We start from the raw sequence: 12,221 nt of genomic DNA, 5'->3' as shown, positions 1-12,221 counted from the left end.
GGCCGGCGCCGCCGACGCCGAGTGGCTGCGCCGCGTCCTGGCCGAGGCTTCCGCCGGCTTCGGCACCCGCCTTGATGCCGACGACGGCGGCCTGGTCCTCCGGCAGGACTAGCAGCTGGCCCGGACACGACAAAGGCGGGGTGCGGCATCGTGCCGCACCCCGCCGTCGTCGCTGGCCGTTTAGACCAGGTTGCCGAGCTTGAAGCCCTTGGCCGCCTCGCCGCGGTAGGTGCCCGACTCGTCCTCGGCCCGGGTGTAGGAGAAGCCGTCGGCGCCGATGGTCACCTCCATCTCGGAGGTGTCCTCGCGCTTGATCACTTCCTGCGGGTTGCCGTCCAGGTCCAGCACCAGGGAGGCCTCGGTGTACCAGGACGGGACCACCGGGTTGCCCCACCAGTCGCGGCGCTGGTTGTCGTGCACGTCCCAGGTGATCACCGGGTTGTCCGGGTCCCCGGTGTAGTAGTCCTGGGTGTAGATCTCCACGCGGTGGCCGTCCGGATCCAGGATGTACAGGTAGAAGGCGTTGGAGACGCCGTGCCGGCCCGGGCCGCGCTCGATCCGGTCGGACATGCGCAGCGCGCCCATCTTGTCGCAGATCTGGATGATGTTGTGCTTCTCGTGGGTGGAGAAGGCCACGTGGTGCATGCGCGGGCCGTTGCCGCCGGTCAGCGCGGTGTCATGCACGGTGCCCTTGCGGTGCATCCAGGCCGCGTAGGTGGTGCCCTCGGCGTCCTTGATGTCCTCGGTCACGCGGAAGCCGAGGTCCTCGAGGTACTTGCGCCCGCGCGGGACATCCGGGGTGACCTGGTTGAAGTGGTCCAGGCGCACCAGCTCGCCGGCGGAGTAGAGGTCGTAGCGCATGTGCAGGCGCTCGACGTGCTCGGTCTCGTAGAAGAACTCGTAGGGGAAGCCCAGCGGGTCCTCCACGCGGACGGCGTCGCCGATGCCCTTGACGAAGCCTTCCTTGCGGCGCTCAGTGCGGCAGCCCAGCTCCTGGTAGTAGGCCTCGGCCTTGTCCACGTCCTCCGGGCTGCGCACGCGGTAGGCGAAGGCGGCGACGGCGGCGACCGGGCCCTTGCGCAGCACCAGGTTGTGGTGGATGAACTCCTCGAAGGAGCGAAGGTAGATCGCGTTCTCGTCCTCTTCGGTCACGTGCAGGCCGAGCAGGTCCACGTAGAATTCGCGGGAGGCGGCCAGGTCGGTGACCACGATCTCCATGTAGGCGCAGCGCAGGATGTCCGGTGCCGGGACGGAGGGCTTGGGGATTTCGTTGCTCATTGTTTTCTCCTCTGGATGGGTCGCCGGGGCTAGGCGTCGGTCACTGCGGCGGCATCCTCGGCCTTGCCGAAGACCGGGTTGTGCACTTCGCCGAGGTTGATGTGGACAGCCTGCTGGTCGGTGTAGAAGTCGATGGAGCGGTAGCCGCCCTCGTGGCCCAGGCCGGAGGCCTTCACGCCGCCGAACGGGGTGCGCAGGTCGCGGACGTTGTTGGAGTTCAGCCACACCATGCCGGCCTCGACGTTCTGGGCGAAGTTGTGGGCCCGCTTGAGGTCGTTCGTCCAGATGTAGGCGGCCAGGCCGTACTTGGTGTTGTTGGCCAGCTCAAGGGCCTCCTCGTCGGTGTCGAACGGGGTGATCGCCACCACCGGACCGAAGATCTCCTCCTGGAAGATCCGGGCGTCCGGGGCAACGTCGGCGAAGACGGTCGGCTGGATGAAGTTGCCCTCCGGGAACTCCTCCGGGCGGCCGCCGCCGGCGGTCAGGCGCGCCTCCTGCTTGCCGATCTCCACGTAGGACATGACCTTCTCGAAGTGCTCCGGGTGGACCAGGGCGCCGACCTCGGTGGTCTCGTCGTGGGGGAAGCCGACCTTCACGCGCTTGGCCTGGGCGGAGTAGCGCTCCACGAACTCGTCGTAGATGCTCCGCTGGACCAGGATGCGGGACCCGGCGGTGCAGCGCTCGCCGTTGAGGGAGAAGACGCCGAAGATGGTCGCGTCGATGGCGGCCTCCAGATCGGCATCCTCGAAGACGACGGCGGGGGACTTGCCGCCCAGCTCCATGGACAGGCCCTTCAGGTACGGAGCCGCGTTGCCGAAGATGATCTGGCCGGTGCGGGACTCCCCGGTGAAGGAGATCAGCGGGACGTCCGGGTGCTTGACCAGGGAGTCGCCGGCGTAGCCCTCCTCGCCGAAGCCGTGGACGATGTTGAAGACGCCGGCCGGCAGGCCGGCCTCCTCGAAGATCCCCGGCCACAGGGACGCGGAGAGCGGGGTGAACTCGGCCGGCTTAAGGACCACGGTGTTGCCGGTCGCCAGCGCCGGAGCCAGCTTCCAGGACTCCAGCATGAACGGGGTGTTCCACGGCGTGATCAGGCCGGCGACGCCGATGGGCTTGCGGTTGACGTAGTTGGCCTGGCGGCCGGGGACCTTGAAGGCGTCGTCGTGCTGGGCAACGATCAGGTCGGCGAAAAAGCGGAAGTTCTCCGCGGCGCGACGCGCCTGCCCCAGGGCCTGCTTGATCGGCAGCCCGGTGTCGAAGCATTCCATCTCGGCCAGTTCCTGGCCGCGGGACTCGACGATGTCGGCGATCCGGTGCAGTACACGGGAGCGTTCGCGGGGAAGCATGCCCGGCCAGGGGCCGTTCTCGAAAGCGTCCTTGGCGGCAGCAACGGCCGCGTCGATGTCGGCGACCTTGCCGGAAGCGGCCTTGATGTACGGCTGGTTGGTGACCGGGTCCAGCACGTCGAAGGTATCGCCGTCGATCGAGTCGACGAGCTTGCCGCCGATGTAGTGCTGGATGTGGGTGGGCAGGTTCTCGGGAACGTAGTGCTCGGCCACGATGTACCTTTCTTTCTGGGGTGTGTTCCGGTGGGTCTGTCAGATTGTTGAGGGTGGTTGGTTGTTCTGCGCCATGTAGGCGTTCAGCGTGGCCGTCCGGTGCGCCCGTGCGGCCATCTCGATGGTGTGCGCGTCCGCCCCCGATTCGATCAGGGCCAGCAGCTTCTCGTGCTCCTGGACCGATTCGCGCGCCCGTCCCGGGATCAGGTCGAAGCTGGAGGCCCGCATGGCGGAAAGCCGGCTCCAGCCGCGGTGGACCAGGTCCAGGATGTGCGGGTTGGGGCAGTGGCCGTAGAGGACCGCATGGAACTCGTTGTTGATCCTGCTGAACCGGCCCGGTTCGAAGTTCTCCAGGCAGGCGCGCAGCTCGCGGTTCAGGTAGCGGGCCTTGGCAATGTCCTCGGCGGTGATCAGCGGTGCCGCCAGGGCCGTGGCCGCGCCTTCGATCACGCTCAGGGTCTGCATGGTGTGCAGGTAGAGCGTGGCGTCGACGCCGGCCACGGTGGCTCCGACGTTGCGTTCGAACTTCACCAGCCCCTCGGCCTCCAGCCGCCGCAGCGCTTCGCGCACGGGCACCACGCTGAAACCGAGTTCGTCGGCGATCGTGCTCAGCACCAGGCGGTAGCCCGGCACCAGGCTGCCGCCCGTGATGCGGTCCTTGAGGATCCCGTAGGCCTGCTCCGATTTGGAGACGGCCGCAGGGCCCGCGGAGGTTGCGATGGACATGCCCTGGCCTGCCGTTACTGCCCGCCGCCGGCGGCGACCCATTCGCGGTACTTCGCCAGCCAGTCCGCGTTCATCGGGAACAGGCCGTCGACCTTGTGGCCTTCCTTGACCATCTGGAAGACGAAGCTGTCCTGGCGTTCCTGCTCCACGGCCTCCTCGGCGATTTCTTCGGCCAGCGACGGCGGCAGCACCAGGATGCCGTCCTCGTCGGCCACGATGATGTCGCCGGGCTGCACCGTCGCGCCGCCGCAGGCGACGGTGACGTCGGTATCCCACGGGACGTGCTTGCGGCCCAGCACGGCCGGGTGCGCATTGGAGTAGAAGGCCGGAATGTCCAGGTCCGCCACCGCGGACAGGTCCCGCACGCCGCCGTCGGTGATCACGCCGGCGGCGCCGCGCACCTGGGCGCGCAGGGCCAGGATGTCCCCGAGCGTGCCGGCTCCCTTTTCGCCGCGGGCCTCCATGACCAGCACGTCGCCCTCGTTGAGGGCGTCGATGATGCGCTTCTGCGCGTTGTAGCCGCCGCCGTGGCTCTTGAACAGGTCCTCGCGGTTGGGCACGTAGCGCAGGGTGCGGGCGGTGCCGATGACCTTCCGTCCCGTCTTGGTCGGCTGCAGGCCGTCGATGCTGACGTTGTTCAGGCCCCGCTTGCGCAGGGCCGCGGAGATGGTGGCCGTGGCGACGGAGGCCAGCTTGGCCTTCAGCTCCTCGGTCAGCACCGGGGCCGCGGGGGCCAGCCCGGCGGCCTCGGCGGAGCCGTAGGCGTCCTCGCGGTCCTTGTCGGTAATCCTCGGGGTATCGCCGAACCCGGCGAACGGCACCTCACCCTGGGTCACCGTCGTCGTCAGGCGCCCGCTGCTCAGCCCGGCGTCCGGGGAATCCACTTCGACCTCGACGACGTCGCCGGGAACGATCACGGAGGAGCCGGCCGGGGTGCCGGTGAGGATGATGTCGCCCGGCTCCAGCGTCATCAGCTGGGACAGGTCCGCCACGATCTGCGCGAACGGGAAGATCAGGTCCGCGGTGGTGTCCTCCTGGACCAGTTCGCCGTTGACCCAGGTGCGGATCCGCAGGCCGGCCGGGTCCACCAGCTCGGCCGGGATCAGGTTCGGGCCCACGGGGGTGAAGCCGTCACCGGACTTGGAGCGGATGTTCGAGCCCTTGTCCGCGTACTTGATGTCGTAGACGCCGAGGTCGTTGCTGGCCGTCACCGCGCCGACGTAGCTCCAGGCCTCGTCCAGGCCCACCCGCCGGGCGGGCCTGCCGATGACCAGGGCGACCTCGCCCTCGAAGGCGAGCAGTTCGGTGCCGGCGGGGCGCTCCACGGTGCCGCCGGACAGGCTCAGCGAGGAGGAGGCCTTCATGAAGTAGGACGGGTTGGCCGGGATCCGCCCGCGCTGGGCGGCCCGGGAGCGGTAGGAGAGGTGGACGGCCAGGACCTTGCCGGTGTTCTTCAGTGCTGCGGCATCCAGCGGCCGCAGCCGGCTGTCCGGGGAAGTTTCCTGGGAAACCTCCTGGGCAACATAACCTTCGGACAAAACATCCTCCTGTGTGTACAAGCGTCGGTATACGGCCGGGCACCGTGCAGATCCCGTGCGCACATCCGGGGTATCTCCCGTGATGTACGAAATCGTATACGATCCATCTTCGCCCGTGCCGGGCATCACGTCAAGCCCTTGGGTGGAAGGTTTCTTCCCGAACGTCCGGTCCGAACATGGATGGGATGCGGCAGCCAGGACGTGCGCCCTGCGTCACTTTTTCTTCGCTCAGTCCAAACAATCACGGCGGCCCCAAAACCTATGGTGGATGCCAGGACCACCGGGCCGGCAGCCTTCCCGGCAGGAGAAATACCCGGAAAGCTGCCGGCGGCCACTTCGACTCCCCAAGGAGACAGACATGACTGCACAGCTGCAGGACGTCCAGCCCAAGCTGGATACCCGCGAACTGCGCAACACCTTCGGCAACTTCGCCACCGGCGTCACCGTCGTGACCTACGGGCACGAGGGCGGCGTCTTCGGCGCCACGGTCAACTCGTTCACCTCCGTTTCGATGGAGCCGGCGCTGGTGCTCGTGTCCCTGATGCGTTCGTCCAAGGCCGGGCAGCTGCTGGCGGACCGGCCCTTCGCCATCAACGTCCTAAACGACGCCCAGCACGCCACCGCGATGCAGTTCGCCGGCAAGCCCCAGGACGGCCACGTGATCGACTGGAATTACGACGGCGTGGCGCCGCGGCTGGCGGACAGCCTCGCCTGGTTCACCTGCCGTCCCTGGCGCCGGTACGACGGCGGCGACCACGTGCTCGTCCTGGGCGAGGTGGCGGACTTCGGCCACCGGCCCGACGCCGAACCCCTGGTCTTCTACCGCGGCGGCTGGCGGGCCGTTTCCTGAACCCGGCCGCTCCCGCCGCACCGATACCCCGCAGCACCCAGCAAGGAGAACATCCACAATGACCGAGACCCTGACCGAGCAGCCGATGATCGCGGCGGACGGGACCGTCAACCGGCCGATGAACGGCAAGGAGTACCTGGAAAGCATCCGGGACGACCGCGAGGTCTACATCTACGGCGAACGCGTCAAGGACGTCACCACCCACCCGGCGTTCCGCAATTCGGCCCGGATGATCGCCCGGCAGTACGAGTCCCTGCACGCGCCGGAGACCAGGGATGTGCTCACCGTCCCCACCGACACCGGCAACGGCGGCTACACCCATGCCTGGTTCAAGGCGCCGAAGTCGTCGGAGGACCTGCTCAAGGGCCGCGACGCAATCGCCGCCTGGGCGAAGATGTCCTACGGCTGGATGGGCCGCAGCCCCGACTACAAGGCTTCCTTCCTGGCCAGCCTCGGGGCCAACGACGAGTTCTACAACCCCTACCAGGAGAACGCGCACCGCTGGTACAGGGAGGCGCAGGAGAAGGTCCTCTACTGGAATCACGCCATCGTCAACCCGCCGATCGACCGCGACCGCCCGGCCGACGAGGTCGGCGACGTGTTCGTGCATGTGAAGAAGGAAACCGACGCGGGCATCGTGCTCTCCGGCGCGAAGGTGGTGGCCACCGGCTCGGCCATCACCAACATGAACTTCATCGCGCACTACGGCATGCCCATCAAGGACAAGCGCTTCGCCGTGGTGGCAACCCTGCCGATGAACTCCCCGGGCCTGAAGCTGATCTCCCGCGCTTCCTACGCGATGACCGCCGACGTCATGGGCAGCCCGTTCGACTACCCGCTCTCCTCGCGCCTGGACGAGAATGACGCGATCCTGGTGCTCGACGACGTCCTGGTCCCGTGGGAGAACGTCTTCGTCTACGGCGACGTCGAGAAGGTCTCGCAGTATTCGGTCAAGTCCGGCTTCAAGGCGCGCCTGCTGCTGCATGGCTGCACCCGCCTGGCCGTGAAGATGGACTTCCTCACCGGCCTGCTGGTCAAGGCCCTGGAACTCACCGGCACCTCCGACTTCCGCGGCGTGCAGACCCGCATCGGCGAGGTCATGGCCATCCGCCACCTCTTCTGGTCGCTCTCCGAGGCGATGGCCCGGAACCCGGAGCCGTGGAAGGGCGGCCGCGAGGGCTTCGTACAGCCGGACCGCATCGCCTCCATGGCCTACTCCTGGTTCTCCACCCAGCAGTACCCCAAGATCCGCGAAATCGTGCAGAAGGACCTCGGCTCGGCGCTGATCTACCTGAATTCGCACGTGTCCGACTTCGGCAATGAGGACGTCCGCGGCTACCTGGACAAGTATGTGCGCGGTTCGCACGGCGTCGAGGCCCTGCAGCGGGTCAAGACGATGAAGGCGCTCTGGGACGCGACGAACTCCGAGTTCGGCTCCCGCCACGAACTCTACGAGCGCAACTACCAGGGCAACCACGAAGGCGTCCGGCTGGAGATCCTCAACGTCACCAAGGGCTACGGCCTGACGGACCAGTTCACCGCGTTCGCGGACCAGTTCATGTCCGAGTACGACGAGGACGGCTGGACCGTGCCGGACCTGGTCGGCAACGGGGACGTTAATATGATTGGGAAGTTCAACCTTTAAGCCCACTTCGAAAGTTCCAGTCCTTGGCAGCAGCAACGGTGTCTTCCGTTCAGATCTCCGACCTGACCGAATGGAGACGGACGGTGGCATCGTTGCTGCTGCCGTTGGACATCCAGACCGACGACGAGAACTTCCGCGCCCGGATCGACGCCATCACCGTCAACGGGATCCGCCTGTTCACCGTCAGCGCCAGCCGGCACTGGCTGGAGCGGACCCGGCGGCTGGCCTCGGCCGGCGCGGATCCCTTCTTCAGCATCTCGCTGCAGCTGGAGGGCAGCAGCACCATCAGCCAGCACGGCCACCAGGACCTGCTGCTGCCGGGGGACTTCACCGTCTATGACTCCACCGTCCCCTACGAGCGCCGGTTCGAGGCCGACTCGACCTCCCTGGTGGTGATGTTCCCGCAGCAGCTGATCAACCTGCCGCCCAAGGCGCTGGCCGGCATTGCCGGGATGCGGATCTCCGGCGGCGAGGGGCTCGGGGCGATCGTCTCGGCGTTCCTGTCCGGGGTGGCCCGCAACCTGACGGCGCTGGAGGGCCGGCTGGGCCTGAGCATGGCGGCGTCCATGGTGGATCTGGTCACCGCCGCGTTCTCCGAAAAGATGGGGATCGTGGCGCCGAACCGCTCCCGCGCCCGGCTGGAACAGATGATGGCCATCCGCGAGTCCATCATGGCAAAGCTGGCGGATCCGGACCTGTCCCCGGACGCGATCGCGGCCGAACACTTCATTTCCACCCGGCAGCTGCACATCCTCTTCCGCGAACAGGGCACCACCGTCTCCACCTGGATCCGCGAACGCCGGCTGGAGATGATCCGCCGCGACCTGGTGGACCCGCTCAAGGAAGCCGAGAGCATCCGGACCCTGGCCGAGCGCTGGGGCTTCCCGGACGCCACGCACTTCTCCCGGATCTTCAAGGAGGCCTACGGCGAAACCCCGCGCCGCTACCGGCAGCACGCCCTGGGCGGCTGATCCGCTCCGGCGCGCTAGCCCACGGTCGGTGCGCGGTTCGGTGGAGTGGGGATGATCACTCCGCCGGTGACCGTGGTTCCGGCCGTCTCCGCAACCGGAACGTGCGCAACTGCCGCCTCCGGGGCCAGATGGACCGTGACCGCGGGCTCGGACCAGGAACGCAGGGTCACGGCGACGTCGTGCGCGCTGGGCCGGGCCAGGGGATCCCGGGCGGTCATGGCAGTCAGCAGCCGGCCCCATCCGTCGCCGAGGGACTGCGGAATCTGCGGATCCCGGAGCAGCCGGGCAACGGCCGATTCGACCGGCGGGCCCGGGAACGCCTTCTCGCCCGTCAGGCACTCGAGCAGCACCAGGCCCAGGGAGTAGATATCGGTGGCAGGGGTGATGGTCTCGCCCAGCGCCTGCTCGGGACTGAGGTAGTTCGCGGTGCCGATCGTCGCGCCGTGGGAGGTGGCGGTGGGGGCGTCAAGAAGCCGGGCGACGCCGAAATCGGTGAGCTTGGGGTGGTACCGGGTGTCCGTTCCGCCGCCGCTGAGCAGGATGTTTCCCGGTTTGATGTCCCGGTGGATGACACCTTGTTGGTGGACATAGTTCAGGGCATCGGCCAGGTCAGCGCCGATCTGTGCCACGTCCGGGGGTGGCAGCGGGCCGCGGGCCAGCAGGCGGCGCAGATCCTCGCCCTCGACCAGTTCCATCACCAGGTAGCTCGTTGTCGCGCCGGAGGCATCGGTGTGCAGCCCGGCGTCCAGCAGCGTCACCAGTCCCGGATGGTTGAGCTTGGCCAGCAGCAGCGTCTCGGTGTGCTGGCGGCGGTATTTGTCGTCGTCCTCGGTCGCGGGAGCGAAGAGTTTGAGGGCCACCTGGCGGCCCAGCGCTTCATCCATGGCACGGTACACCGAAGCACCCCCGCCGCTGCCGAGGAGATCGCCCGTCCTGTAGCGGCCCCCCACGAGCATGTCCACTTCGCCTCCGAGCCGCCTCAAATATTCAGTCTGCTGTTATAAGGAAGATTGTACCTGCCTATCCGCCGGGGGGACCTGCCCCGGGCGTGCGGGGGATGGGGGCCGGCAGGCAGCTAACCTGCCAGAAATTCGACGGCCGCATTCTTGAAGATCCGCGAGGTGAGCGCATTGGCGTGGGTGCGCGCCGGCAGCCACAGCACCTCGGCCTGGCCGCTGAGCCGGGCGAGCTCCTCGGCGGTGTGCGCCAGCTCGTCCTTTTCGCCCGCTACCAGCAGCAGGGGCATGCGCGGTATGGCGTCGGAGGGTACGAACGGCTCGACCTTGACGGCCTCGATCATGGTCAGCAGCGCGTAGAGGTCGTTGCTGGGCACCAGTTTGGCCATCCGCAGCAGCTCGGCCGTGGTCGGGTCCTCGATCGGCGTGCCGTCCGCGAGGTAGCGCTGGGCCGCCGGCAGGTCGAAGTCCGCCAGCGGGTCGTGGACGCTGGGTCCGCCCAGCACCATCCGGCGCACCAGTTCCGGCTGGGTGGCGCCGAACTCCCAGGCCAGCCGGGAGCCCAGCGAATAGCCGATAATGTCCACTCCTGTGGCGTCGTCGCCGTCCTTCAACGGCCGCACGTGCGCATTCTGGATCAGCTGCAGCAGGTCCGCCCGCATCCGGCTGGGGGAATAGGCATCCATCTCCTCCCGGACCGGGCTGCCGCCGTGGCCGGGCAGATCCACCGTGACCACCCGGCGGCCGGCCTGGCTCAGGGCCGTGACCCAGCCGGTGTCCTCCCAGGTCAGCTTGGCCGAGGAGGCAAAGCCGTGCAGCAGGATCACGGGCCGGTGCGGTCCGAAGCTTCCCTCGGCGGCCTCGTGGACCTGAACGTTCAGGTGCGGATCCACGCCTTCAACGAGGCTGTCCCGGTGGGCTTCCATGATGTCCGTCCTCAAGTCGGGGGTCAGTCTTCGTCCAGCACGGCGCTCAGCCGCACCCGGCGCCTGGGCGCCTCTTCCTTCGGTACAGTGCCCACAATACCCGCGGTGTCGTCGGGAACCTCGAAGACAACCAGCGGATCGCCCACCTTGATCGTTTCGCCGGGTTTGCCATAGGTTTTGACCACCCTGCCGGCCTGCGGGGAGGGCAGTTCGACGGCGGACTTGGTGGTTTCCACCTCCACGAGCGGATGGTTGCGTTCCACCTGTTCGCCCTCGGAGACCAGCCACTCCAGCACGGTCGCCTCGATCAGGCCTTCGCCCAGGTCCGGCAGGGGAAAGGAAATTTCAGCCACGGCGGTACTCCAATACTCGCTGGATCCCGAAAAGGATGCGGTCGATGTTGGGGATGTATTCGTCTTCCAGGTCGCCGGCGGGATAGGGGACGTCGAAACCGGTCACCCGCTGAACCGGGGCGCGCAGCGTCCCGAAGCAGCGTTCGGTGATCAGCGCGGCCACCTCGGCGCCCAGCCCGGCGGCCAGCGGCGCCTCGTGCACGACGACGGCGCGGCGCGTCCTGGCCACGGAGGCGGCCAGCCCTTCGGCGTCGATCGGCTTGAGCCAGCGCAGGTCCAGCACCTCGACGTCGATCCCGTCCTCGGCGGCCAGCTCGGCCACCTGCAGGCAGCGGGCCACCATCGCGCCCCAGGCCACCAGGGTCACATGCCGGCCCTCGCGGGCCACCCGGGCGCCGCGCGGCTCGAAGCCGTGTGCGGCGGTGTCGAACTGCACCTCGGCCTTCTGCCAGTAGCGGGACTTCGGCTCCATGAAGATGACCGGGTCCGGCCGCCCCGCCGCGTGCTTGAGCAGGTGGTAGGCCTGGTGCGGGTCCGCGGGGGAGACCACCTTCAGGCCGGGCACGTGGGCGAGCAGGGATTCGAGGGACTCGCCGTGGTGTTCGGGGGCGCGGATGCCGCCGAAGCTGGGCACCCGCAGCGTGATGCCCATCGGCAGGGTGCCGCGGCTGCGGTAGTTCATCCGGCCCACCTGGCACACGATCTGGTTGACGGCCGGGTAGGCGAAGCCGTCGAACTGCACCTCCGGGATGGGGTGGTAGCCGGCCATCGCCAGGCCCACGGACATGCCGAGGATGCCGGATTCGGCCAGCGGGGTGTCGAACACGCGCTGTTCGCCGAAGCGGGCCTGCAGCCCGTCGGTGACGCGGAAGACGCCGCCGAGGCGTCCCACGTCCTCGCCGAGCACGACGGCGCGCGGGTTGTCCTCGAGCACCTCGGCCAGTGCACGGTTCAGCGCCTGCTGCATGGACAGGGTTTCCACACGCTCAGTATCGGCCTTTTGGACCGCCGGGGCTTCCATGACCTCAGACATGTTCGGACTCCTCCCGCCAGGCCGCGGCCTGGTCCTTCAGTGCTTCGGTGGGTTCCTGGAAGACAAAATCGAACATCTCGGTGCCCGGGCGGGGGCCGAGGGCCTCCAGGCCGGTGCGGATCTGCTCCGCTTCCTGCTCCGCGGATTCCAGTGCCGCGGCGAAGAAGGCCTCGTCGGCGGCCCCGTCTTCGAGCAGCCGGGCGCGCAGCCGGGCCAGCGGGTCTTCCCCGGCGGCGAGCCGTTCCTCCGCCAGCGTCCGGTAGCGGCCCGGATCGTCGCTGGTGGAGTGCGGGCCGCGCCGATAGGTCATCGCCTCGACCAGGGCGGGGCCGTTGCCGGAGCGCGCATGGGCCAGCGCCGCGGCGGCCGCCTGGGCGACGGCGGCG

General features: G+C 68.2%; 12 protein-coding genes. 3 read left to right on the top strand and 9 right to left on the bottom strand.

Annotated elements, in window-relative coordinates; translation table 11 throughout:
- Nucleotides 1-180 precede the first annotated feature (180 nt).
- Genes hpaD through ACFQ36_RS16270 form a run of 4 tightly spaced genes read right to left on the bottom strand, consistent with a single transcriptional unit; the run spans nucleotide 181 to nucleotide 5,044 of the window.
- Nucleotides 181-1,278, bottom strand: a complete 1,098-nt coding sequence (gene hpaD / locus ACFQ36_RS16285; protein ID WP_377015400.1) for a 3,4-dihydroxyphenylacetate 2,3-dioxygenase — start codon at nucleotides 1,276-1,278, stop codon at nucleotides 181-183.
- A gap of 29 nt (nucleotides 1,279-1,307) precedes the next feature.
- Nucleotides 1,308-2,837, bottom strand: coding sequence for a 5-carboxymethyl-2-hydroxymuconate semialdehyde dehydrogenase (gene hpaE / locus ACFQ36_RS16280; RefSeq protein WP_377015398.1), 1,530 nt, complete (start codon nucleotides 2,835-2,837; stop codon nucleotides 1,308-1,310).
- A 39-nt stretch (nucleotides 2,838-2,876) separates the two neighbouring features.
- Complete coding sequence (locus ACFQ36_RS16275) at nucleotides 2,877-3,563, bottom strand: GntR family transcriptional regulator (protein ID WP_377015396.1); 687 nt, start codon at nucleotides 3,561-3,563, stop codon at nucleotides 2,877-2,879.
- A gap of 14 nt (nucleotides 3,564-3,577) precedes the next feature.
- Nucleotides 3,578-5,044, bottom strand: coding sequence for a fumarylacetoacetate hydrolase family protein (locus tag ACFQ36_RS16270; protein WP_377015404.1), 1,467 nt, complete (start codon nucleotides 5,042-5,044; stop codon nucleotides 3,578-3,580).
- Between the two features lie 415 nt (nucleotides 5,045-5,459).
- On the opposite strand from ACFQ36_RS16270, the gene ACFQ36_RS16265 reads away from it, so the two are divergent.
- From ACFQ36_RS16265 to ACFQ36_RS16255, 3 genes are all read left to right on the top strand, one after another.
- The gene (locus ACFQ36_RS16265) at nucleotides 5,460-5,951 is read left to right on the top strand and encodes a flavin reductase family protein (protein WP_377015394.1); all 492 of its coding nucleotides are present in this window, start codon (nucleotides 5,460-5,462) and stop codon (nucleotides 5,949-5,951) included.
- Between the two features lie 58 nt (nucleotides 5,952-6,009).
- Nucleotides 6,010-7,596, top strand: coding sequence for a 4-hydroxyphenylacetate 3-hydroxylase family protein (locus ACFQ36_RS16260; RefSeq protein WP_377015392.1), 1,587 nt, complete (start codon nucleotides 6,010-6,012; stop codon nucleotides 7,594-7,596).
- 83 nt (nucleotides 7,597-7,679) lie between these two features.
- Nucleotides 7,680-8,567 (top strand): helix-turn-helix domain-containing protein, encoded by an 888-nt coding sequence (locus tag ACFQ36_RS16255; RefSeq protein ID WP_377015390.1) that lies wholly within the window; start codon nucleotides 7,680-7,682, stop codon nucleotides 8,565-8,567.
- 14 nt (nucleotides 8,568-8,581) lie between these two features.
- Here the strand turns inward: ACFQ36_RS16255 and ACFQ36_RS16250 are convergent, their stop codons facing one another.
- From ACFQ36_RS16250 to ACFQ36_RS16230, 5 genes are all read right to left on the bottom strand, one after another.
- The gene (locus ACFQ36_RS16250; RefSeq protein WP_377015402.1) at nucleotides 8,582-9,523 is read right to left on the bottom strand and encodes a serine/threonine-protein kinase; all 942 of its coding nucleotides are present in this window, start codon (nucleotides 9,521-9,523) and stop codon (nucleotides 8,582-8,584) included.
- 119 nt (nucleotides 9,524-9,642) lie between these two features.
- Nucleotides 9,643-10,449, bottom strand: coding sequence for an alpha/beta fold hydrolase (locus ACFQ36_RS16245; RefSeq protein ID WP_377015388.1), 807 nt, complete (start codon nucleotides 10,447-10,449; stop codon nucleotides 9,643-9,645).
- A 23-nt stretch (nucleotides 10,450-10,472) separates the two neighbouring features.
- On the bottom strand, nucleotides 10,473-10,802 hold the full coding sequence (locus ACFQ36_RS16240; RefSeq protein ID WP_377015386.1) for a biotin/lipoyl-containing protein: 330 nt from the start codon (nucleotides 10,800-10,802) through the stop codon (nucleotides 10,473-10,475).
- On the bottom strand, nucleotides 10,795-11,835 hold the full coding sequence (locus ACFQ36_RS16235) for an alpha-ketoacid dehydrogenase subunit beta (protein WP_377015384.1): 1,041 nt from the start codon (nucleotides 11,833-11,835) through the stop codon (nucleotides 10,795-10,797). The genes ACFQ36_RS16240 and ACFQ36_RS16235 overlap by 8 nt, the downstream gene beginning before the upstream one ends.
- Nucleotides 11,828-12,221, bottom strand: a 394-nt coding sequence (locus ACFQ36_RS16230; RefSeq protein ID WP_377015382.1) for a thiamine pyrophosphate-dependent enzyme, incomplete at its 5' end; no start/stop codon positions are given. The genes ACFQ36_RS16230 and ACFQ36_RS16235, both read right to left, overlap by 8 nt.

It is taken from the genome of Arthrobacter sp. GCM10027362 (genome assembly GCF_042679445.1).
Classification (GTDB): Bacteria; Actinomycetota; Actinomycetes; order Actinomycetales; family Micrococcaceae; genus Crystallibacter.
This window is presented reverse-complemented; position numbering and strand designations above follow the sequence as displayed.

Bases quoted from the DNA above. Each gene is read 5' to 3' on its own strand.
- hpaD (WP_377015400.1), bottom strand. From the start codon at position 1,278: ATGAGCAACGAAATCCCCAAGCCCTCCGTCCCGGCACCGGACATCCTG.
- ACFQ36_RS16275 (WP_377015396.1), bottom strand. From the start codon at position 3,563: ATGTCCATCGCAACCTCCGCGGGCCCTGCGGCCGTCTCCAAATCGGAG.
- ACFQ36_RS16265 (WP_377015394.1), top strand. From the start codon at position 5,460: ATGACTGCACAGCTGCAGGACGTCCAGCCCAAGCTGGATACCCGCGAA.
- ACFQ36_RS16260 (WP_377015392.1), top strand. From the start codon at position 6,010: ATGACCGAGACCCTGACCGAGCAGCCGATGATCGCGGCGGACGGGACC.
- ACFQ36_RS16250 (WP_377015402.1), bottom strand. From the start codon at position 9,523: ATGCTCGTGGGGGGCCGCTACAGGACGGGCGATCTCCTCGGCAGCGGC.
- ACFQ36_RS16245 (WP_377015388.1), bottom strand. From the start codon at position 10,449: ATGGAAGCCCACCGGGACAGCCTCGTTGAAGGCGTGGATCCGCACCTG.
- ACFQ36_RS16235 (WP_377015384.1), bottom strand. From the start codon at position 11,835: ATGTCTGAGGTCATGGAAGCCCCGGCGGTCCAAAAGGCCGATACTGAG.